General features: G+C 67.8%; 25 protein-coding genes and 1 other RNA gene. 13 read left to right on the forward strand and 13 right to left on the reverse strand.

Annotated features, from left to right (window positions below):
- Positions 1 to 18 precede the first annotated feature (18 nt).
- On the forward strand, positions 19 to 996 hold the full coding sequence (locus tag GGQ93_RS01785) for an endonuclease/exonuclease/phosphatase family protein (RefSeq protein ID WP_183214921.1): 978 nt from the start codon (positions 19 to 21) through the stop codon (positions 994 to 996).
- 45 nt (positions 997 to 1,041) lie between these two features.
- Here the strand turns inward: GGQ93_RS01785 and GGQ93_RS01790 are convergent, their stop codons facing one another.
- A complete protein-coding gene (locus tag GGQ93_RS01790; protein ID WP_183215289.1) occupies positions 1,042 to 1,275 on the reverse strand; it encodes a hypothetical protein in 234 nt (77 codons plus the stop codon).
- A 251-nt stretch (positions 1,276 to 1,526) separates the two neighbouring features.
- The gene (locus GGQ93_RS01795) at positions 1,527 to 1,958 is read right to left on the reverse strand and encodes a hypothetical protein (RefSeq protein WP_183214922.1); all 432 of its coding nucleotides are present in this window, start codon (positions 1,956 to 1,958) and stop codon (positions 1,527 to 1,529) included.
- A gap of 117 nt (positions 1,959 to 2,075) precedes the next feature.
- On the opposite strand from GGQ93_RS01795, the gene GGQ93_RS01800 reads away from it, so the two are divergent.
- Positions 2,076 to 2,873, forward strand: a complete 798-nt coding sequence (locus tag GGQ93_RS01800; protein WP_183214923.1) for a TspO-related membrane protein — start codon at positions 2,076 to 2,078, stop codon at positions 2,871 to 2,873.
- Here GGQ93_RS01800 and GGQ93_RS01805 read toward each other — a convergent pair.
- From GGQ93_RS01805 to GGQ93_RS01820, 4 genes are all read right to left on the reverse strand, one after another.
- On the reverse strand, positions 2,870 to 3,097 hold the full coding sequence (locus GGQ93_RS01805) for a Tat pathway signal protein (protein WP_183214924.1): 228 nt from the start codon (positions 3,095 to 3,097) through the stop codon (positions 2,870 to 2,872). The two genes, GGQ93_RS01800 and GGQ93_RS01805, sit on opposite strands and share 4 nt — an antisense overlap.
- Positions 3,097 to 3,246, reverse strand: coding sequence for a hypothetical protein (locus GGQ93_RS01810; RefSeq protein WP_183214925.1), 150 nt, complete (start codon positions 3,244 to 3,246; stop codon positions 3,097 to 3,099). Before GGQ93_RS01810 ends, GGQ93_RS01805 begins: the two co-directional genes overlap by 1 nt.
- Before the next feature lie 69 nt (positions 3,247 to 3,315).
- Positions 3,316 to 3,705: a type II toxin-antitoxin system VapC family toxin gene (locus GGQ93_RS01815; protein ID WP_183214926.1), complete on the reverse strand. Its 390-nt coding sequence runs from the start codon at positions 3,703 to 3,705 to the stop codon at positions 3,316 to 3,318.
- On the reverse strand, positions 3,705 to 3,965 hold the full coding sequence (locus GGQ93_RS01820) for a type II toxin-antitoxin system VapB family antitoxin (RefSeq protein ID WP_183214927.1): 261 nt from the start codon (positions 3,963 to 3,965) through the stop codon (positions 3,705 to 3,707). The genes GGQ93_RS01815 and GGQ93_RS01820 overlap by 1 nt, the downstream gene beginning before the upstream one ends.
- 67 nt (positions 3,966 to 4,032) lie before the next feature.
- On the opposite strand from GGQ93_RS01820, the gene purL reads away from it, so the two are divergent.
- The 6 genes from purL to GGQ93_RS01850 all read left to right on the forward strand — a co-directional run bounded on the left by purL (position 4,033) and on the right by GGQ93_RS01850 (position 11,033).
- Positions 4,033 to 6,243: a phosphoribosylformylglycinamidine synthase subunit PurL gene (purL, locus tag GGQ93_RS01825; protein ID WP_183214928.1), complete on the forward strand. Its 2,211-nt coding sequence runs from the start codon at positions 4,033 to 4,035 to the stop codon at positions 6,241 to 6,243.
- 4 nt (positions 6,244 to 6,247) lie between these two features.
- Entirely contained in the window at positions 6,248 to 6,457 is a 210-nt protein-coding gene (locus GGQ93_RS16460) for a DUF4160 domain-containing protein (protein WP_224764394.1), read from the forward strand.
- A gap of 15 nt (positions 6,458 to 6,472) precedes the next feature.
- Positions 6,473 to 6,730 (forward strand): DUF2442 domain-containing protein, encoded by a 258-nt coding sequence (locus tag GGQ93_RS01835; protein WP_183214929.1) that lies wholly within the window; start codon positions 6,473 to 6,475, stop codon positions 6,728 to 6,730.
- Positions 6,731 to 6,835: 105 nt separating this feature from the next.
- Positions 6,836 to 8,221, forward strand: coding sequence for a cytochrome P450 (locus GGQ93_RS01840; protein ID WP_224764393.1), 1,386 nt, complete (start codon positions 6,836 to 6,838; stop codon positions 8,219 to 8,221).
- Between the two features lie 171 nt (positions 8,222 to 8,392).
- Entirely contained in the window at positions 8,393 to 9,400 is a 1,008-nt protein-coding gene (locus tag GGQ93_RS01845; RefSeq protein WP_224764392.1) for a glycosyltransferase family 4 protein, read from the forward strand.
- A gap of 67 nt (positions 9,401 to 9,467) precedes the next feature.
- The gene (locus GGQ93_RS01850; protein ID WP_183214932.1) at positions 9,468 to 11,033 is read left to right on the forward strand and encodes an alkaline phosphatase D family protein; all 1,566 of its coding nucleotides are present in this window, start codon (positions 9,468 to 9,470) and stop codon (positions 11,031 to 11,033) included.
- Between the two features lie 16 nt (positions 11,034 to 11,049).
- On the opposite strand, the gene GGQ93_RS01855 is transcribed toward GGQ93_RS01850, so the two are convergent.
- The 7 genes from GGQ93_RS01855 to GGQ93_RS01885 all read right to left on the reverse strand — a co-directional run bounded on the left by GGQ93_RS01855 (position 11,050) and on the right by GGQ93_RS01885 (position 14,005).
- Positions 11,050 to 11,871: a TIGR00282 family metallophosphoesterase gene (locus GGQ93_RS01855; RefSeq protein WP_183214933.1), complete on the reverse strand. Its 822-nt coding sequence runs from the start codon at positions 11,869 to 11,871 to the stop codon at positions 11,050 to 11,052.
- Positions 11,868 to 12,290, reverse strand: a complete 423-nt coding sequence (locus GGQ93_RS01860; protein ID WP_224764391.1) for a type II toxin-antitoxin system VapC family toxin — start codon at positions 12,288 to 12,290, stop codon at positions 11,868 to 11,870. Before GGQ93_RS01860 ends, GGQ93_RS01855 begins: the two co-directional genes overlap by 4 nt.
- On the reverse strand, positions 12,287 to 12,520 hold the full coding sequence (vapB, locus tag GGQ93_RS01865) for a type II toxin-antitoxin system VapB family antitoxin (RefSeq protein WP_221205100.1): 234 nt from the start codon (positions 12,518 to 12,520) through the stop codon (positions 12,287 to 12,289). Before vapB ends, GGQ93_RS01860 begins: the two co-directional genes overlap by 4 nt.
- A 46-nt stretch (positions 12,521 to 12,566) precedes the next feature.
- Positions 12,567 to 13,109 carry a 5-formyltetrahydrofolate cyclo-ligase gene (locus tag GGQ93_RS01870; RefSeq protein WP_183214934.1) on the reverse strand — a complete coding sequence of 181 codons (543 nt, stop codon included), beginning with the start codon at positions 13,107 to 13,109 and terminating at the stop codon, positions 12,567 to 12,569.
- Between the two features lie 55 nt (positions 13,110 to 13,164).
- Positions 13,165 to 13,326: non-coding RNA, 6S RNA (gene ssrS / locus GGQ93_RS01875), on the reverse strand.
- 65 nt (positions 13,327 to 13,391) lie between these two features.
- On the reverse strand, positions 13,392 to 13,709 hold the full coding sequence (locus tag GGQ93_RS01880) for a cell division protein ZapA (RefSeq protein WP_054766423.1): 318 nt from the start codon (positions 13,707 to 13,709) through the stop codon (positions 13,392 to 13,394).
- Complete coding sequence (locus tag GGQ93_RS01885; protein ID WP_054766424.1) at positions 13,709 to 14,005, reverse strand: hypothetical protein; 297 nt, start codon at positions 14,003 to 14,005, stop codon at positions 13,709 to 13,711. The genes GGQ93_RS01880 and GGQ93_RS01885 overlap by 1 nt, the downstream gene beginning before the upstream one ends.
- 95 nt (positions 14,006 to 14,100) lie before the next feature.
- Here GGQ93_RS01885 and tkt point away from each other — a divergent pair, with 95 nt between their 5' ends.
- The 5 genes from tkt to GGQ93_RS01910 all read left to right on the forward strand — a co-directional run bounded on the left by tkt (position 14,101) and on the right by GGQ93_RS01910 (position 20,739).
- Positions 14,101 to 16,092: a transketolase gene (gene tkt / locus GGQ93_RS01890; protein ID WP_183214935.1), complete on the forward strand. Its 1,992-nt coding sequence runs from the start codon at positions 14,101 to 14,103 to the stop codon at positions 16,090 to 16,092.
- A gap of 183 nt (positions 16,093 to 16,275) precedes the next feature.
- Entirely contained in the window at positions 16,276 to 17,121 is an 846-nt protein-coding gene (locus GGQ93_RS01895; protein WP_260171133.1) for an alpha/beta hydrolase, read from the forward strand.
- 20 nt (positions 17,122 to 17,141) lie between these two features.
- On the forward strand, positions 17,142 to 18,338 hold the full coding sequence (gene purT, locus GGQ93_RS01900) for a formate-dependent phosphoribosylglycinamide formyltransferase (protein WP_183214936.1): 1,197 nt from the start codon (positions 17,142 to 17,144) through the stop codon (positions 18,336 to 18,338).
- Between the two features lie 79 nt (positions 18,339 to 18,417).
- Positions 18,418 to 19,497 carry a site-specific DNA-methyltransferase gene (locus GGQ93_RS01905; RefSeq protein ID WP_183214937.1) on the forward strand — a complete coding sequence of 360 codons (1,080 nt, stop codon included), beginning with the start codon at positions 18,418 to 18,420 and terminating at the stop codon, positions 19,495 to 19,497.
- A 129-nt stretch (positions 19,498 to 19,626) separates the two neighbouring features.
- On the forward strand, positions 19,627 to 20,739 hold the full coding sequence (locus tag GGQ93_RS01910; protein WP_183214938.1) for a glycosyltransferase family 4 protein: 1,113 nt from the start codon (positions 19,627 to 19,629) through the stop codon (positions 20,737 to 20,739).
- The last annotated feature ends 81 nt before the right edge of the window (positions 20,740 to 20,820 follow it).

Below are 20,820 nucleotides of genomic sequence, written 5' to 3' on the forward strand. Positions count from 1 at the left end.
AGCGTCTCGGGGGCGATCATGGCGACTATTCTCGATCCACCGCCCCAGGCGGTGTTGGACGACCTCCAGCGGCTGAACGCCCTGCTGGACGCCGTGCCGCCCAAGACGGCCGGCGACAATCTGCTGATCGCCACCTGGAACATCCGCGCCTTCGGCAGCCTGACCGAAAAATGGGAAAGCGAGGACGGCGACAGCCCCCGCCGCGACTTCCACGCCGCCGTCCTGATCGCTGCGGTGCTCGAACGGTTCGACGTCGTCGCGGTGCAGGAGGTGAAGGCCAATCTGCGCGCCCTGCGCCATGTGCTCAAGAAGCTGGGGCCCGACTTCGGCTTCCTGATGACCGACGTCACCTACGGCGATCCCGGCAATGACGAGCGCCTGGCCTATATCTACGACGCTCGGCGGCTGAAACCCTCCGGTCTGGCCTGCGAACTGGTGGTGCCCGAGGATCTGGACACCCCCTACGCCACCCCCGCCAACGCCTTTCAGCGGCAGTTCGTCCGCACCCCCTATGCCGTCAGCTTCAACGCCTCCGGCAAGACCTTCGTTCTCGTCACCCTGCACATCGTCTATGGCGAAAAGGGCGCGGACCGCGTCGCCGAACTGACCGCTATCGCCAAATGGCTGCGCCACTGGGCCGAGTCGATGGACGACTACGGCCAGAACCTGATCTGTATGGGCGACTTCAACATCGACCGTCACGGCGATCCGCTGTGGCAGGCCTTCACCTCGACCGGCCTGGTCACCGCGCCCGGTCTGGAAAAGGTGCCGCGAACCCTCAGCTCGTCTGTCGAACACCCCGACCTTTCCAGCTTCTTCGACCAGATCGCCTGGTTCGAGCGGCGTAATGACGGCAAACCCTATCTGTCGCTGAAGTTCCGGAAGGCCGGCGGCCTGAACTTCCAGGGCGTGGTCCTACCCCACCTGAACCGCACCCAGCTGTCCTGGCGGATCAGCGACCACTATCCGCTGTGGGTCGAGTTCGGACTGGCGTGAGAGAGGGCGGCGCCCGCGCCCCCCCTTCATCGTCGGCGAAGGGGATCAGCCCGCGTCGTCCACGCCCTGAACCGCCAGGTTCTCATCCAAAGCATCGTCGCCGTCCTCGATCACCGACACGCCGTTCTCGAGTTCGGGGTCTTCATCGGCGGTGTTGACGCCGCCTGGGTCGCGCTGGGCGGCCAGTTCGCGGGCGCCGACGCCCTGACCGTTTTCGATGGCGCGGTTGGCGGCGACTTCATCGGTTTCGAAATGCGGGGTTTCGGTCTGATCGGCCATGTCGCCTCTCCAGTTGGAACTGGACTGACAACCGGCCGCACGGCCGCCGGTTCCTGACGGCGGCGCAATTCTCAGATGGAACCCTCGGCGCTTCAACGGCTTGCCGAAGCCCCAACCCAAACGACCCGCCGCTGCGGCAAGCGAGCGTATGTTTCAGGGGGTCTTTGTCGGAGTCGGCGCCGGTTCCGGACACATCGGACACATCGGACACATCGGACACATCGGACACATCGGACACATCGGACAGTGTTTTAGGGCGCGCCCCGTCGCGTCAAGGGCTCCAGACTGGCGCGGGACAGGGGCCGGAAGGTCAGGAACCGCCCGCCCACGCTCAAGGTCGCCTCATAGGCCTGGGGCCTTTGCAACAGGGCGGGATCGTCCGCCGCCGCCGCCTGGCCGGAGGCGATCTCGCGCGCGTCCATCGGCGGGACGACCGGTCGCCCGTTGGCGTTCGCCAGGGCCGCCATGAAGCGCCGCACGGCCAGGGCCTGCTGCGACGGCGTCAGGGCCGCGCGCACCTCGGCCCAGGCCGCCTCGGCCGAGGCGTTCAGAACCAGCGCGGGCGCGGGCGCGGTCTGGGCCTGGGCCTGGGTCTGCGTCTGGCCCAGGGCCGGATCGCTGCCCCACGCCCCGAGAAACAGAACGGCCAAACCAGCGCAGGCGAAAAGGCGGAAACGGATCATCCGCCGACACCAGCATGGGCCGTCGCTCCGCCGCAAGCTTCACATTTTCAACCCAGGCCGGTGAACCTTCCGTCCCCGTGGGGCGTACAGAGCGCTGAACCGTGAAGTGGAACCCCCATGTCTTCGATCCTTCGCCCCACGCCCGCTCAGCGCACCCGTCGCCTGGTGGTCCTGGCCGCCGCCGTCTTCGCCGTGGTCGTCCCCCTGGTTCAGAACCTGGCCGGGCTCGGTCTGACCCAGGCCGAGTTCGCCGCTGACGGGAACCAGACCTTGCGGGTCGCCGGCTACGCCTTTTCGATCTGGGGCCTGATCTATCTGGGGCTTCTGGCCTATGCCGTGCGTCAGGTGCTGCCCCAGACGGGCGAGAGCGTCCTGATCAACCGGATGGGCTGGCCCTCGGCCGTGGCCTTCTTCGGCCTGGGTCTCTGGATCGTCGTGGCGGCCCTGAATCTGAAGGCGGCCAGCGTCATCATCATCTTCGCCACCTTGATCGCCCTCTTGGCGCCGTTGCTGGCCCTGTCGGGCGAGGTGCGGCGGCTCGCCCGATTTGATCGCGACCGGCTGCTGCTGGTCTGGCCCCTCGCCGCCCTGGCCGGCTGGCTGACGGTGGCGGCGCCGCTGAACCTGATCACTACCGTGACCGCCTTCGACGCCCTGCCCGCCGCACTGTCGCCGACGGGATGGGCGGTGCTGGCCATCGTCGCCACGACGGGGGTCGCCCTGGCGGTGACGGCGGCGCTGCGGACCCTGGCCTATCCCCTTCCGACGGCCTGGGGCCTGCTGGGCGCCTTCGTCGCGGAACAGGCGGAAAAGCCGGCGGTGGCCTTCACGGCCCTGGCCGGCGCCGTGATCCTGCTGATCGGCGGCGTTCTCCTGGTCTTCCGCCTCAAGCCGGGGATCGAACGCGCCGCCTAGGGCGTGGGCGAGACGGGCTTGCCCGCCCCCACGTCAAAGGCGCCGTCCTCGTCATAGCCGACGCTGCCGACACCGGTCGCCTCTCCGGTCATCCGCTGGCGGCGGCTGGCCAGGGCCGCCTCCGGCGCCGCCGCGTCCATCTCCCGCGTCGTTTCTGGATCGTTGGACCGGTCCATCTGCTGGTGCTCGGCGGGGCTGGGCTTGGTCAGATCGTGGGATGCCATCAGATGCCCTCTCCGTCTTCCTCGGTCTCTTCAGCGGCCTGGTTCTGGGCCTCTTCGGCCATGGCGGAGGCGCCGGCGTCGTCGGCGGCGATCTCGGCCCGGTCGTCGTCTTCAGGTGTGGCGGCGGGGTCTATCGGGGTGTCGGTCATGCGGATGCTCCTTTGTCGCCAGGAGACAATGGCGCGGCGCCCGACCCGTTCCGTCCGTCCTTCCCTGGCTCAGATCACGGCCGCGACATCGGTCCTGCCGAAGTCCTCTCCCTTGAACAGCAAGGGTTCGCCCGTGCTGCGGCTCAGCGCATAGGCGAAACAGTCGCCATAGTTCAGCCGCGCCAGATGCCGCCCTTTGCCGAACCGCACCATGGCTTCGCACGCGATCCGCATCTGCGCCAGGTCGACCGGAACCAGATCCAGCCCATAGTCGGCGTGCAGCCGGGCCGCCACAGGCCGCGCGTCCATTCCAAGCCGCGCGCTGAGCACAGCAGTCAACTCGACCCAGGTCGCGACACTGACCATACGAGTTTCCGCAGCCCGAATTCGGTCGTCGAAATCAGGAGCTTCCGGCTCGCCCAGCACGATGGCGACGAACACCGAGGTGTCGATGACCATCAGCGCGGAAGCCCGTGCTCGTCGTACATTTCGTCGTCGATTTCCCGAAGAGACCGGCCATCGCCAGGCGGCAAGGTCCGCAGATAGGTGAACAGCGCCTCGCGCTTCGTCGCCCGCTCCGCCGCCGCCTCGTCGGCGGTCAGTTCCCGCCAGGTCTTGTCCAGGGCGATGTCGATCGCCTCGGTCAGGCTGACGCCCAGGCGCTCGGCGACGGCGCGGGCCTTACGCTCCGTCTCGGCGCGCTTGATGCTGAGGCCCATTCTAGAACTCCCAAAATGCTGTCTAGAATGTAGCCTATCGGCCCTTCACCCGCTAGAAGCGCCGCCCATGAACGCTCCTCAAAAGACCATGGCCGAACTGGCCGCCGAATACGGCCTGGCCCCGAACGAATATCAGGTCGTCCTCGACCGGCTGGGCCGCGAGCCCAATCAGGTGGAACTGGGCGTCTTCTCGGTCATGTGGTCCGAGCACTGCTCCTACAAGTCCTCCAAGATCCACCTGGGCAAGTTCCCCACCACCGGCGAACGCGTCATCTGCGGTCCGGGCGAGAACGCGGGCGTGATCGACATCGACGACGGCGACGCCTGCATCTTCAAGATGGAGAGCCACAACCACCCCTCCTATATCGAACCCTATCAGGGCGCGGCGACGGGCGTGGGCGGCATCATGCGCGACGTCTTCACCATGGGCGCCCGGCCGGTGGCCCTGCTGAACGCCCTGCGCTTCGGCGATCCGTCGCATGAAAAGACCAAACGCCTGGTCAAGGGCGTGGTCTCCGGCATCGGCGGCTACGGCAACTGCGTCGGCGTGCCGACCGTGGCGGGCGAGACCAACTTCCACGCCGGCTACAACGGCAACATCCTGGTCAACGCCATGTGCGTCGGCCTGGCCAAGGCCGACAGCATCTTCTATTCGGCCGCCCCCTCGGCGGGCCTGTCGGTGGTCTATTTCGGCTCCAAGACCGGCCGCGACGGCATCCACGGCGCCACCATGTCCTCGGCCGAGTTCGACGATGAGTCGGAATCGAAACGCCCTACCGTCCAGGTCGGCGATCCCTTCGCCGAAAAGCTGCTGATCGAGGCGACCCTCGAACTGATGGCCTCGGGCGCCGTCGCCGCCATCCAGGACATGGGCGCGGCCGGCCTGACCTCCTCCTCGGTCGAGATGGCCGGCAAGGGCGGTGTCGGCATCGAGCTGAACATGGACGCCGTGCCCCAGCGCGAAGAGGGCATGACCGCCTATGAGATGATGCTGTCGGAAAGTCAGGAGCGCATGCTGGCGGTCCTGAAGCCCGGCCGCGAGGAAGACGGCTATCGCATCTTCCAGAAGTGGGGCCTGGACGCCGCGGTGATCGGGTTCACCACCGACACCGGCCGACTGGTGCTGAAGCATCACGGCGAGACGGTCTGCGACGTGCCGCTCGCCCCCCTGTTCGACGACGCCCCCCTGTACGACCGCCCCTGGGTCCAGCCCGCGCTGCAGCCGAAGCTGAACCACGCCGATATCCCCGCGCCCGACAACTGGGCCGATGCGGTGATGAAGGTCGTCGCCTGCCCCGACATGGCCTCCAAGCGCTGGATCTGGGAACAGTACGACCGCCACGTCATGGCCGACACGCTTCAGGACTCGGCCACCGGCGCCGACGCCGGCGTGGTCCGCGTCCACGGCACCGACAAGGGCCTGGCCGTCACCTCGGACTGCACCCCCCGCTACGTCCAGAACGACCCCTACGAGGGCGGCAAACAGGCGGTGGCCGAGGCTTGGCGCAACCTGACCGCCGTCGGCTCGCGCCCCATCGCCATCACCGACAATCTGAACTTCGGCAATCCGCAGCGCCCCGAGATCATGGGCCAGATCGTCCGCGCCATCGACGGCATGGCCGAGGCCTGCCGCGAACTGTCCTTCCCCGTCGTCTCGGGCAATGTCAGCCTCTATAACGAGACCAACGGCGTCGCCATTCCGCCCACCCCGACCGTGGGCGCCGTGGGCCTGCTGCCCAACTATGACGTGGTGACGGGCTTCTCCGGCATGGCCGAGGGCGATGCGCTCGTCCTGATCGGCCAGACCGTCGGCGAACTGGGCGCGTCCCTCTATCTGCGCGAGGTGCTGGGCCGCGAGGACGGCGCCCCGCCGCCCGTCGACCTGAAGCTGGAAAAGAAGACCGGCGACTTCGTGCGCGACCTGATCGAGGCCGGCGACCTGACCGTGGTCCACGACCTGTCCGACGGCGGCCTGATCGGCGCCGCCGCCGACCTAGTCCTGGCCTCCGACGTCGGCGTGACGCTCGACGCCTCCAGCGCCGCCCACGCCCACATCTTCCTGTTCGGAGAGGACCAGGCCCGTTATCTGGTCGCCGTCCCCGACGCCGACCCCCTGATCGCCAAGGCCCAGGCCGCCGGCCTGCACGCCTCCGTCGTCGGCCACGCCGGTGGCGACGCCTTCGCCTCTCGCGGCGACAAGGGTGAACTGTTCAGCATTCCCGTCGCCCACTTGCGCGAATGGCACGAAGGCTGGATGCCGGGCTGGCTGGAAGCCTGATCGAATGCCGGTCGTCTTCCGAAATCGTGGAAGACGGTTCCATTTCTATTCGGACGAGGGCTCGCCGCGCGAGCCCATCCACATCCATGTGTCCGAGCCAGGCAAGGAGGCCGAATTCTGGCTTTTCCCAGCCGTTCGCCTCGCGTTCAAAACGGGTATAGTGATCGCGAGATCAGGGAACTCATTCGCCTCGTCGAGGCGAACCGCGACCTGATAGAGCAACGTTGGAATGACTTCTTTACCCCCTAGTCCTGAGCGCGTGTGGTTCGATGAGCAGCGATTGTTCGTCGATCTGTCCGACGGGCGGCAGCTGGGGGTTCCCCTCGCCTGGTTCCCCCGCCTGCTCCACGCCACCCCCGAGCAGCGCGCCGCCGTCTGGCTGAGCCCCGCCGGCCTGCACTGGGACGAAATCGACGAGGACATCTCCGTCGAAGGCCTGATCGCCGGTCGCGGGGACATGACGCACCGACCGAACACCGCCGCCTGAGCGATCGGCCCTAAGCCAGTTACACGTCGGTACGCACTGTTGCACGGCGGCCCTTGTTCAGCCTCGACCGGACCCCAAGTCTAGGGCCTTACTGGAGGCATGGACATGACCCTGGCCGCCGACGCCGTCTTCCGCCCCGCCATTCCGCCCCGTCGCACGGGCGGCCCGCTGTCCCTGCTGCCCTTCCTGTGGATCAGCTGGCGCGATCCGATCCGCATGTGGTCGGAGCGGCATTTCACCGAGCCGCAGCTCTACGGAAACAGCGCCTTCGGCGAGATCCTGGTGGTCAGCCACCCCGAGGGCGTCCGCCACGTCCTGACAGAAAATGCATCAAGCTATGTGAAGGGCGACCTGCAACGCCGCGTCCTCGGTCCCATGCTGGCCGAGGGCCTGCTGCTGACCGAGGGGGACGCCTGGCGCCGCGTCCGGCGAATCCTGGCGCCGCTTTTCACCCCCGCAAAGATGACCACCCTGAACGCCCGTATGGCGGAGGTTTGTCAGGCGCGCGTCGCCGGCTGGTCCCTGTCTCAGCGCGGACGGGTGCTGGATATCGACAGTGAGATGTCGGGCCTGACCTTCGACATCCTGTCGGCCACCATGTTCTCCGACGAACTGGGCGGCGAGGCCCGCGGCTTCGAACGCGCCCTGAATCAGTTCCTGGCCAACGGCGCCCGCATCGATCCGCTGGACGTGCTGGGCGCGCCGGACTGGGCGCCCCGTCTGGGTCGTCTGGCCAGTTTCGGTTCGGCCCGCTTCTTCGAACAGCGCGTCACCCGCTTGGTCGAGGCCCGCCGCGCCCGCATCGAGGCTGGGGACATGCCGCCCCAAGACCTGCTCAGCGCCCTGCTGCTGGCCCGCGACGAGAACGGCGGACCCGGCCTGTCTGACGAAGAAGTCGCCGCCAACATCCTGACCTTCATTCTGGCGGGGCATGAGACCACGGCCCGCGCCCTGGGCTGGACCCTGCACCTGCTGTCGCGCCAGCCTGAGTACATGGCCCGGCTCCAGGCCGAGGCCGACGCCTTCGACGTCTCCGATCCGCAATGGGCCGAGGCCCTGCCCTGGACCCGCGCCGTGCTGGACGAGACCATGCGCCTGTTCCCGCCCGCCCCGACCATGGCCCGCAAGGCCCTGGCCGACGACGAGATCGGCGGCCAGCCGATCAAGGCCGGCGCCACCGTCATCATCTCCCCGTGGATCCTGCAACGCCACAGCCTGCTGTGGGAAGACCCGGACGCCTTCAAGCCCGAACGCTTCCTGCCCCAGAACCGCAAGTCCATCGACCGCTACGCCTACATCCCCTTCAGCGCCGGCCCCCGCGTCTGCATCGGCGCCGCCTTCGCCATTCAGGAGGCGGTGATCGCCCTGGCCTCCATTCTGCGCGCCGCCGAGGTCGAGCCGATCACGACGATCGAACCCCGCCCCGTGCACCAGATCACCCTGCGCAGTCGCGAACCGATGCGACTTCGGCTGAGGACGCGCAGATCCTGACGAATTCACGCGACGGAATTCGCCGCTCTGTGCGTTGAACGCGGGTGTCGCCGACCGGGCGCCATTGTTCAGCTTGCCATCAGCTTCAGGACGACCGCGCTGCGAACCGCCATTCTGCTGCCGCCGGGTTCGCTCTTCTCCGAAGCGCGCCCCAACTCCATGGAGACGGTCGTGCGGACGCTCGCCCGCTGCGATCATGATCCAGACACCCGCATTCTCTGCCAGGAGGGCGCCCAGGACCACAACGCCTCCCGCGTGATCGCCCTTCCACGACGCAACGCCCAACAGAGTCTGTTCGACGCCCTGCGCGCGCTTCAGCCGGAACTGATCGAACACCATCAGCAGGTGAAACAGGCCCTGGCCGTGTCGGCGCGTTTCCCCCAGGCGGTGCATGTCCTTTATCGACACAATGCGTTGAAGCCCGCGCGCCAGTGGTTTGATCGGTGGCGCTACGCCTTGCGCTACAGCCGGATGGACGGCTTCATCTTCGTCAGCCAGGCGGAGAGGACGGCCTTCGCCCGGACCTATCCGCAGCTGGCCGATCGCGCCCACGCCGTGCCCAATCCCATCGACGCCGGCGCCTGGCTGGCGCCGCCCGAAGATCGCCAGCCGATCATCGCCTTCGCCGGGCGGGCCATGCCGGAAAAGGGATTGGACGTCCTGTGCGCCGCCTTGCCGGCCGTGCTGGACAGCCACCCGAGCTGGCGCGCGGTCCTGATGTTGAACGACTGGGCCGCGCACGCGGACTGGGCCGCCCCGCATCTCACGCCGCTTCAGCGGTTTGGCCCCCGGGTCGCCGTCCTGCGGTCCGCCCCGCTGGACCAGGTTCGCGAACAGATGAAATCCGCCGCCATCGCCGTGACGCCCTCGACCTGGGACGAGCCCTTCGGTTTGACGGCGGTGGAAGCCCATGCGGCGGGCGCCGCCCTTATATCATCGGGGCGCGGCGGCCTTCGCGAAGCCAGCGGCGACCACGCCCACTATCTGGAGGCCGTGACCCCCCGGCATCTGGTCGCGGCGTTGGACGCCTTGATCCGGGAGCCGAACCGCCGCCTGGCCCTGGCCCGCGCGGCCCAGCACTATGTGCTCAAGACCCACACGCCCGAAAGGCGCGCCGCTGAACTGGCCCAGGTGCGCCGCCAGTTGGTCGAAAGCCGGAAACGCCGAGACGCGGCCTGACGCCCCCCGCAGTCGGAAGACCTGTCACATTGTAGGGATAAAGGCGACGAAAACTCAGGATGCGCTGATGACCCGCCTCGCTCTTTCCCGCCGTTCCATGCTTGCGGCTTTCGGCGGCGGCCTGGCCCTGTCGCCGACCGGCCCCGCCCTGGCCCAGGCCGTGTTCGATGTGAATCCCTTCCGGCTGGGCGTGACGGCGGGCGACCCGCTCCCGGACGGCTTCGTCATCTGGACGCGCCTGGCCCCCGACCCGCTCGCCTACGGTTCCGGCATGCCCAAGGCGCCCGTCGCCGTGAAGTGGGAGGTCGCCGCCGACCGGGGTTTCAACACCGTCGTCCGTTCCGGCGAGGCGATCGCCCGGCCCGAGCTGGGCCATTCCGTCCATGTCGAGGTCGAGGGGCTGGAGCCCGCCCGTCCCTATTTCTACCGCTTCCAGTGCGGGACCGAGCGCAGCGGCGTCGGCCGCGCCAAGACCGCCCCCCTGGCCGGCGCCTCCGTCTCGGCCGTCCGCTTCGGCGTCGCCGGCTGCCAAGACTATGAGCAGGGCTATTACACCGCTCACCGCAAGATGGCGGACGAGGAGCTGGATTTCATCTTCTGCTACGGCGACTACATCTATGAGGGCCGCGGCAATCCCATCTACCAGTCGGGCGCCGGTCCGCAGGACAACACCCGCGTCCACCTGGGCGGCGAGGTCTACAGCCTGGACGACTATCGCCGCCGCTATTCCCAGTACACCATGGACGCCGACCTTCAGGCCTCGCGCGCCTCGGCCGCCTGGTTCTGCACCTATGACGACCACGAGGTGGACAACAACTGGGTCGGCGACATTGATCAGGACGATACGCCGCCCGAAGTCTTCCTGCTGCGTCGCGCCGCCGCCATGCAGGCTTTCTACGAATTCATGCCGATGCGGAAGTCGGCCTTCCCGCGCGGCGCGGGCATGCAGGCCTATCGCCGGGCCCAGTACGGCGATCTGCTGGACGTCGCCTTCCTGGACACCCGCCAGTATCGCACGGACCAGCCCTGCAGTGGCCGCTTCAACGCCGCCTGCCCCGGCATAGAAGCGACGACGGCTCAGGTTCTGGGCGACGCTCAGGAAGCTTGGCTGCTGACCAACCTCGACCGGTCCAAGGCCCGATGGAAGGCCCTGGCTCAACAGGTCATGATGATGGACCTGAACCGCAACACCCCCGGCGGCCAGGGGGTCAACACCGACAGCTGGGCCGGCTATCGCGTGCCGCGCAACCGGCTGCTGAGCCACATCCGCGACCGCCGCATCGACAATGTCGTGGTCCTGACCGGGGACGAGCATCAGAACTACGCCGGCGGCCTGTGGCTGGACAGCAGCCAGCCCGAGGGCGCCGCCATCGCGGTCGAGTTCGTCTCGACCTCGATCAGCTCAGGCGGCAACGGCTCGGACCGCGGCGCCGATTACGACCGGTTTATGGCAGTCAATCCCCAGCTGAAGTTCCGCAACTCCCAGCGCGGCTATATGGTGTGCGAGGCCACGCCGACCCTGTGGACCACCCAGTTCAAGGTTCTGGACAAGGTGTCGGATCGCTCGGGCGTGCTGACGACCCGTCAGATCATGGTGGTCGAGGCGGGTTCGAACACCCTGACGCCGGCCTGACGATGGGAAGAGGCGCTCAGAAAACCGGCACCGCCTGGCTCAACCGTCCGCCGACCCGGATCGGCTCGATCCGCGTCGCCAGCCCCGTCCGGTCGTCGGTCTCCACGAAGACGCCGCACACGGTCGCCGGCCCGGACGCAGGCGTATAGCGCCCGCCCGAAATCCGGGTGGTGAAACGGCGCAGCGGCTCTTCCTTTTCGTTGCCGATGACGCTGTCATAGTCGCAGCAGCCGCCGGCGTCGGTCTGATAGGCCGTGCCGCCCGGAAGGATCTGGCAGTCGGCGGTCGGGACGTGGGTATGGGTGCCGACCACCAGCGACGCTCGCCCGTCGCAGAAATGGCCCATGGCCATCTTCTCGCTGGTCGCCTCGCAGTGCATGTCGACGATGACCGCGTCGGCCACGGCCCCCAGGGGCGCCGCCGCCAGCTCGCGTTCCACCGCCCCGAACGGATCGTCCATCGGGTCCATATGCACCCGGCCCAGCACATTCATCACCAAGACGGTGCGGCCCGTGTCGGTCTCGAACAGATTGGCCCCGGCGCCCGGCGCATCCATCAGCCGCGGATAGTTGGCCGGCCGGATCAGACGCGGCTCGCGCACGATATAGGTCAGGGCCTCGCGCTGGTCCCACGAGTGATTGCCAAGGGTCAGGCAGTCGGCGCCCGCCATGAACAGCTCACGCGCCGTATTCTCGGTAATGCCGAAGCCGCCCGCGGCGTTCTCGGCGTTCACCACCACGAAGTCCAGCTTCAGGTCGCGCTTCAGGCCCGGAAGATGATCGCTGATCCCGTCACGGCCGGACTTGCCGATAACGTCGCCGAAAAACGCCAATCTCATTCGTGTACGCCTTTACCAACATCCGACCAGTCCTCGACCCTTAGGCCGGCAACGCGCTCGAACTCGCCAGTGTTGCGGGTGACGACGGTCAGCCCCCGACTGCGAGCATGACCCGCAATCTGATAGTCATAAGGTCCGATGGGGCGACCGCGACGCTCCAGATCCGCACGGATAGCCGCCGTATGCCGGGCCGCATCTTCGTCGAAAGCAAGAATGTCCAGCCGCGCGAGGAACGACTCCAGCCGTTCGGCGCGACGAGAGTCCGCGAGCTTGCTGGGTCCAACCGCCAGTTCCATGACGACCACCGTCGATACATGAAGCGGCTCGTGCTCAGACCTCAGACGCGCATTCAACGCAGCGCTGCGGCCCCGCAGGATTTCGATACAGATGCTGGTGTCCAGCATATAGCCGGTGCTCACCAGTCCTCCCGCTTCTGCATCTCGGGCTGGTCGCGATCCGGCCAATCCGAAATGCCGGGCTGGTCGAGAAAGTCATCCCACAGCGCATCCACCGGCACCAGGCGCAGGCTCTTGCCCTCCTTGATGACGCGAAGCTCCTTCACGTCATCGGGAAAAGCCACGGCCTTGGGCAGTCGCACGGCCTGCGAGCGATTGGACTTGAAGACCGTGGCTTTCAGCGGGGCGCTCATGGCCTCCCTATCGGCTTGCTGCACGGATATGTCAATGGCATATCCCTCAAAACGCCTGATACCCCGCCTCGGTCAGCACCCCGTGCAGCCGCATGTCGTGCGCCTCCAGGTTCAGCGCCTCCACCGCCTGCCCCGCATAGGCGAAGCCCACCCGGATCACATCGGGCCGGGCCGCAAAGGTGCGGTCGTAGAAGCCGCCGCCCTGCCCCAGCCGGCCCCCGGACGCGTCGAAGGCCAGTAGCGGCGTAATGATCAGGTCCGGCTCCACCACCTCCGTCAGCGGCAGGGGCGCGGGACAGCCGGCGGCGTCCAGCTCCAAAGGCTCGCCCGGCGACCAGGCGCGAAAGACCATGGGCGCGTCCCGCTCCAGCACCACCGGAAGGCACAGCCGCCGCCCCGCCGCCTCCAGCGCGACAGCCAGGGCTCCGGTGTCCAGCTCGGACCCCATGGCGCGATAGAGGGCCACGACAGCCCCCCGCGGCAGGGCGTCGATGTGGTCGGCGGCGCGTTGGGCGGCGGTCGGATCGGTCCCGGCCAGGGCCTTGCGCCGCGCGCGGGCGGCGGACCGGAGTTCATGCTTGTCGAACATGGGTGCGCTCAGCTGGCGCGCGTCTCACGCGCAGGGCGAAGAAGGGGAAAGGGGTGGCGGCGCCGCGTGAACCGTGAAGAGCGGTTTAAATCCTCTCGACCTGGGTAGCCAGGTGGGCTCCATATGCCCAGGCCCTCGAGCCCGGACAGGGACAGATCCCTTCGAGTGAATTAAGGTCGCGAGGAAATGTTGCCTCCGACGTGAGCCGCAGCAGGACCCGCCGTCGCACAAGATAGGGCCTGCGCCCCGCCTTCTCAAGCGGCGTAATCCGATCAGCCGCCTTCAGATGGATTGGGCGATCTTCTCGATCCGGGCTGCAACCGCATTCAGCGCCTCAGCGACGCCGTCACGGGTGGGCGCCGGGTCGCCCGTCGGGGCCGGCGCTCCGCCGCCGTTCAGTCGGGCCTCATGCAGCTCATCCGCCAGGATCAGGGCCGACATCAGGAAAAGCCGCAGATCCCCCACATGGCCGACGTCCTGGGCCACCTGGCGTACCTGGTTGTCGAACTGTTTGGCCAGGATGCGGACCCGCTCCTCCTGTCCGTCGGCGCAGCCCACCGCATAGGGGCGACCGTTCACCTCCACCGTCACCGTCGCCATCAGTCGGCCTCGCCTTCGATTTCATCGCGAGCCTGACGTTCGCCCTGGACCAGCACCTCTCGCACGGCCTCGGCCGCCCGGCCCAAGGCTTCAGACGCCTCGCGCCCCGCAGCCTCCAGTTCGGCCAGGCGTGCGGCGTCCGCCGCCCCGTTCGCATCGCTGCGGGGCGCGAACAGATCGTCGTCGGCGATCGGCGGCGCCGAAGCCGGTCGGGCCTTCAGCGCCAGGATCTTGCGTTCCAGTTCGGCCAGGGCCCGGTCGATACGGGCCCGTGCGGCCGTGGTGGCGTCTGCCATCGGTCGCTCCTTCAAATTGCGTATAGAACCCGAGGACGCGCCGGGGTAAAGCGGCGCGCCTCTGAATTTCCGTTCCCGCCGAAAGGTCTCGCCTCGTGAACGACGTCAAATCCGCCCCCAAGGCCACGCCCCAGCAGATGGCCAACGCCATCCGCGTCCTCGCCATGGACGGAGTCGAAAAGGCCAAGTCGGGCCACCCCGGCATGCCGATGGGCATGGCCGACGTCGCCACGGTGCTGTTTTCGAAGTTTCTGAAGTTCGACGCGAGCCGCCCCGACTGGGCCGACCGCGACCGCTTCATTCTGTCGGCCGGCCACGGCTCGATGCTGATCTACGCCCTGCTGCACCTGACCGGCTACAAGGCCGCGACCAAGGAGGAGCTGTCGAACTTCCGCCAGTGGGGCTCCAAGACCGCCGGCCACCCTGAGTACGGCCATATGCCCGGCGTCGAGGTCACCACCGGCCCCCTGGGTCAGGGCCTGGCCACCTCGGTCGGTTTCGCCATGGCCGAGCGTCACCTCGCCGCCAAATATGGCGAGGACCTGGTCGATCACCGCACCTGGGTCATCGCCGGCGACGGCTGCCTTATGGAAGGCGTGTCCCAGGAAGCCATCGCCCTGGCCGGCCGCTACCGTCTGAACAAACTCACCGTCCTGTGGGACGACAATGAGATCACCATCGACGGCAAGGTCTCCCTGTCGGACGCCACCGACCAGAAGGCCCGCTTCAAGGCCGCCGGCTGGGCGGTCAAGGCCATCGACGGCCATGACATGGACGCGATCAAGTCCGCCCTCAAATGGGCGACGCGCCAGGACAAACCGACCCTGATCGCCTGCAAGACCAAGATCGGCAAGGGCGCCGCCACCATGGAAGGCAGCCACAAGACCCACGGCGCCGCCCTGGGCGCCGCCGAGATCGCCGCCACCCGCCTGGGCCTGGCCTGGGATCACGAACCCTTCGAAATGCCCCAGACCATCGCCGACGCCTGGGCCAAGGTCGGGCGTCGCGGCGCCAAGGACCGCAAGAAGTGGGAGGCCCGCCTCGCCGCCTCGCCCCAGGCCGCCGATTTCACCCGCGCCATGAAGGGCGACCTGCCCGAGGGCGCCTTCGACGCCCTGAACGCCAAGATCGCCGAACTGATCGAAACCCAGCCCGCCCAGGCCACGCGCCAGTCCTCGGGCGCCGCCCTGGACCAGGTCTTCGCCGCCATCCCCGAACTTGTCGGCGGCTCGGCCGACCTGACCGGCTCGAACAACACCTTCGTCAAGGGCACCCCCATCCTCGACGCGCCGAACTATGAAGGCCGTTACGTCAACTGGGGCATCCGCGAGTTCGGCATGGCGGCGGCCATGAACGGCCTGGCCCTGCACGGCGGGATCATCCCATACGGCGGCACCTTCATGGTCTTCTCCGACTACAGCCGCCCGGCCATCCGTCTGGGCGCCCTGATGGGGGTCCGCGCCATCCACATCCTGACGCACGACTCGATCGGCCTGGGCGAGGACGGCCCGACCCACCAGCCGGTCGAACATCTGGCGGCGCTTCGCGCCATCCCGAACCTGAACGTCTTCCGCCCCGCCGACACGGTCGAGGCCATGGAGTGCTGGCAGATCGCCCTGCAGTCCAAGACCACCCCTTCGGCCATGGCCCTGTCGCGCCAGAAGACCCCCGCAGTCCGCACCGTCGCCGCGATGGAAAACCTTTCCGCCAGGGGCGCCTATGAGATCAAGGCGGCCTCGGGCGAGGCCAGGGCCACCCTGTTCGGCACGGGCACGGAACTGGTCCTGGCCCTGAAGGCGGCGGAGACGCTTGAGGCCGAAGGCGTGCCGACCCGCGTCGTCTCCGTCCCCTGCTTCGAACTGTTCGAGCAGCAGGACGCCGCCTACCGGGCCTCGGTCATCGGCCGCGGCACGGTGCGTGTCGCCGTCGAGGCCGCGATCAAGCAAGGCTGGGAGCGGTTCATCGGCGAAGACGGCGCCTTCATCGGCATGACCGGCTTCGGCGCCTCGGCCCCGGCGGAAGTGCTCTACGACAAGTTCGGCATCACCGCCGACGCCGTCGTCGCGGCGGTGAAGGCGCGGCTGTAATCTCTCTTCATCTCCCTCTCCCCCTGCGGGAGAGGGAGACCGCGCACGGCGGCGTCAGCCGTCGTCCTGGCGCGGTCGGGCGAGGGGTCACGCCGGCCGAGCCGTTTCGCATCATCCAACCCCTCATCCGGCCCTTCGGGCCACCTTCTCCCGCAAGGGGAGAGGGATCAGGTGGAGCTGACGATGAAACCTGGCGTCCTTGGTCTTCTTCTCGCACTCGGCATGACCGCGACTGCGGCGCAAGCCCAGACCGCTCCACAGACGCCCGCCCCCGCCGAAACCCCCATCGTCATCGGCCGGTCCTACGCCCTCCCCTCCGCCGTCATGGGCGCGACGCGCGAGATCAATGTCTGGCTGCCGCCCGGCTATGCGGGCAGCGGCAAGACCTATCCCGTCCTCTATGTCCTCGACGGCGGCCAGGATCAGGACTTCCACCACATCTCGGGCCTCGCCCAGCTGGGAACCGTCGTCGGCACGACCCGCGACGTGATCGTGGTCGGGATCGCTTCGGTCGACCGCCGCAACGAACTGGCCCTGCCGACGCAAGACCCCGAACTGATCGCCCGCTATCCGACCCAGGGCCATTCCGACCGCTTCCGCCGCTTCCTGGCCGAAGAGGTCCAGCCTTTCGTCGAGACGCGCTTCCGCACCAGCGGCGAGACCGCCCTGATGGGCGAATCCCTGGCCGGCCTGTTCGTGGTCGAGACCTTCCTCAAGGAACCCCAGATGTTCGACGCCTATGTCGCCGTCAGCCCCAGCCTGTGGTGGGACGGGGGCGAACTGGCGCGTCAGTCCGGCGCCCGTCTGCGTGACCAGTCGAACGACCCGCGCACCCTGATCCTGACCCTGGGCGACGAGGGCCCCGAGATGCAGGCCCCGATGGACGTCCTGACCGCCAATCTGCGCGACCACGCCCTGCCCGGCCTGAGCTGGAGCTTCACCCCCCGCCCGACCGAGACCCACGCCACCATCTACCACGGCGCGGCCTTGGACGCCTTCCGCAAGCTCTACGCCGTCCCCACGCCCTGATCCAAACCCCGGAGCCCCCCATGAAACTCGGCACCCCGCTTTCCGACACCGCCGTCCGCGTCATGCTGCTGGGCTCCGGCGAACTGGGCAAGGAGGTCGCCATCGAGCTTCAGCGCCTGGGCGTCGAGGTGGTCGCCGTCGACCGTTATCCGAACGCCCCAGCCATGCAGGTCGCGCACCGCAGCCACGTCATCCCGATGACCGATCCCCAGGTGCTGAACGGCCTGATCATGGCCGAGGCCCCGCACATCATCGTGCCCGAGATCGAGGCCATCGCCACCGAGGTCCTGGCCGACATCGAGGCCGCCGGCATGGCTCGCGTCATTCCCACCGCCCGCGCCGTCCAACTGACCATGAACCGCGAGGGCATCCGCCGTCTCGCCGCCGAAGAGCTGGGCCTGCCCACCAGCCCCTACGCCTTCGCGGGCAGCGCCCAGGAACTGGCCGCCGGCGCCGAAACCGTCGGCTACCCTTGTTTCGTCAAGCCGGTCATGTCCTCGTCCGGCAAGGGCCAGTCCTTTGTCGAAAGCCCCGATGAAATCGCCGACGCCTGGACCTACGCCCAAGACAGCGGCCGCGTCGCCGGCGCCCGCGTGATCGTCGAGGGCCGGATCGACTTCGATTTCGAGATCACCCTGCTGACCGTCCGCTCGCGCGCCGCCGACGGCTCGACCCGCACGGATTTCTGCGCCCCCATCGGCCACCGCCAGGTCAAGGGCGATTATGTCGAGAGCTGGCAGCCCCAGGCCATGAGCCCCGCTGCCCTCGCCGCCTCGCAGGACATCGCCGGCAAGGTCACCGACGCCCTCGGCGGTTTCGGCGTCTTCGGCGTCGAACTGTTCGTCAAGGGCGACCAGGTCTGGTTCTCCGAGGTCTCGCCCCGCCCCCACGACACCGGCCTGGTCACCCTGGCCAGCCAGACCATGAGCGAGTTCGCGCTGCACGCCCGCGCCATCCTGGGCCTGCCCGTCGACGTGACCCAGCGCGAACCGGCCGCCAGCGCCGTCATCTACGGCGGCATGGATGCCCAAGGCGTCGCCTTCGAGGGCGTCGCCGAGGCCTTGTCCGTCCCCACGGCCGATCTGCGCCTGTTCGGCAAGCCCGAAGCCTATGAGCGCCGCCGCATGGGCGTGGCGACCGCGCGCGGCGCCGATGTGGACGAAGCCCGCGAACGGGCGCGGGAGGCGGCGGGTCGGGTAAAGGTGGTCCCGGGCTGACGCCGAACAGGGCGGAATCAACACTGCCTTAACCGTAAGGATTCACCATGCCGGTCTCATCGTTCCGAGGCCGCGTTCCATGTCCCAATTCCAGACCGACGTCATTCACCGTGGCGACTGCATCGAGATTCTGAAAAGCCTGCCCGACGCCTCGGTCGACATGGTCTTCGCCGACCCGCCCTATAATCTTCAGCTGGGCGGCGACCTGCTGAGGCCCGACAATTCCAAGGTCGATGCGGTTGACGACGACTGGGACAAGTTCGGCAGCTTCGCCGAATACGACGCCTTCACCCGCGCCTGGCTGACTGAGTGCCGCCGGGTGCTGAAGCCCGAGGGCTCGATCTGGGTGATCGGCTCCTATCACAACGTCTTCCGCCTGGGCGCGGCGATCCAGGACCTGGGCTTTTGGGTGCTGAACGACATCATCTGGCGCAAGTCCAACCCGATGCCGAACTTCAAGGGCACCCGGTTCACCAACGCCCACGAGACCCTGATCTGGGCCGCCCGGTCGCGCGACCAGAAGCGCTACACCTTCAACTACGATGCGCTGAAGGCCTTCAACGAAGACACCCAGATGCGGTCCGACTGGACCTTCGCCCTGTGCACCGGCGAGGAGCGAATCAAGGACGCCGACGGCAAGAAGGCCCATCCGACCCAGAAGCCCGAGGCCCTGCTGCACCGCGTGCTGCTGTCGGCCACCCGCCCCGGCGACGTGGTCCTGGACCCCTTCTTCGGCACCGGCACCACCGGCGCCGCCGCCAAACGCCTCGGTCGCCACTACATCGGCATCGAGCGGGACGAGACCTATGCGGCCGTCGCCGAGACCCGGATCGCCTCGGTCATTCCCGCCAATCCCGAAGACCTGGCCGTCATGGGCTCCAAGCGCGCCGAACCCAAGGTGCCCTTCGGCGCCCTGGTCGAGGCCGGCCTGCTGAACCCCGGCGACCGTCTGTACTGCCCCAAGGGCGAGCGCGAGGCCCGCGTCCGCGCCGACGGCTCCCTGGTGTCGGGCTCCCTGACCGGATCGATCCACAAGCTGGGCGCCCTGCTGGAGAACGCCCCCGCCTGCAACGGCTGGACCTACTGGCGCTTCAAGACCGACCAGGGGCTGAAGTCGATCGACGCCCTGCGTGCGGAAGTCCGGGCGGGGATGCAGTAGCCGCCCTACGGTAAAGCTCTGTAACTTGCCGGATTTTCGATGGAAATTTCGTCTCCGCGACGGAACCGCGCACCCGCGTGAACATTGATGTCGACAGGCCCGCAGCGCCGGGCTGGAGCAAGCACATCGATGAAGATCGCGCAGGTCACACCGCTTTATGAGGCTGTGCCTCCCAAACTGTATGGCGGCACCGAAAGGGTCGTCGCCCATCTCACAGACGCCCTGGTCGATCTGGGCCATGAGGTCACTCTGTTCGCCTCCGCAGACGCACAGACGCGGGCGCGGCTGATCCCCGTCCGCGACCAGGCCATCCGCCTGGACCCCGCCCCGCTGAAGTCCGATCTCGCCGCCCATATGACCATGCTGGGCGAGGTCCTGGATCGCGTCGATCAGTTCGACGTCATCCACTTCCACACCGACATGATCCACTTCCCCCTGTTCCGGCCCTATGCGGACCGGACCATCACCACATTGCACGGACGGCTCGATCTGAAGGATCTGCCCGGCGTTTACGATCGCTGGAGCGACTTCGGCCTGATTTCCATCTCGGACGACCAGCGCCGCCCCCTGCCCCATGCGAACTGGAAGGCGACCGTGCATCACGGCATGCCCGGCGACCAATATGTCTTCTCGCCGAAGTCAGAGGGCTATCTGGCCTTCCTGGGCCGCATCTCGCCCGAGAAACGACCCGACCGCGCGATTGAGATCGCCACCAAACTGGGCCGCCCGCTGAAGATGGCCGCCAAGGTGGACGCCGCAGACAAGATCTATTGGGAGGAGACCATCCGTCCCATGGTCGAGGCCAATCCCCTGATCGAGTTCATCGGCGAGATCGGCGACCATCAGAAATCAGCCTTCCTGGGCGGCGCCGAGGCCCTGTTGTTCCCGATCGACTGGCCCGAACCCTTCGGCCTGGTGATGATCGAGGCCATGGCCTGCGGCACGCCGGTGGTGGCCTTCCGCTGCGGATCGACGCCGGAAATCATCGAGGACGGCGCCACCGGCTTCCTGGTGGACACCATGGAACAGGCCGTCGCCGCCGCCGACCGTGCCCGCCTCCTGGACCGCGAGGCCATCCGCGCCCGGTTCGAACTGCGCTTCTCGGCCGCCGCCATGGCCCGGCGCTATCTGGACGTCTACGGCGACCTGCTGGCCCGCCGCCCGTTCGCCGAAGCGCCGCTGACGGAGGTGGTGACGCCGCTGCGCCCCCTGGAAGACCGCAGCTTCGCCGCCATAGCCTGATCCCCGTCTTATTGTCGAGGTTGAGCGGCGGAGGGTGAAACCCTCCGCCGTCGGCTTCATTTCATCATCGGAGCGGCCCTT

The organism is Brevundimonas aurantiaca (assembly GCF_014199955.1).
In the GTDB taxonomy this organism is placed as follows: Bacteria; Pseudomonadota; Alphaproteobacteria; order Caulobacterales; family Caulobacteraceae; genus Brevundimonas; species Brevundimonas aurantiaca.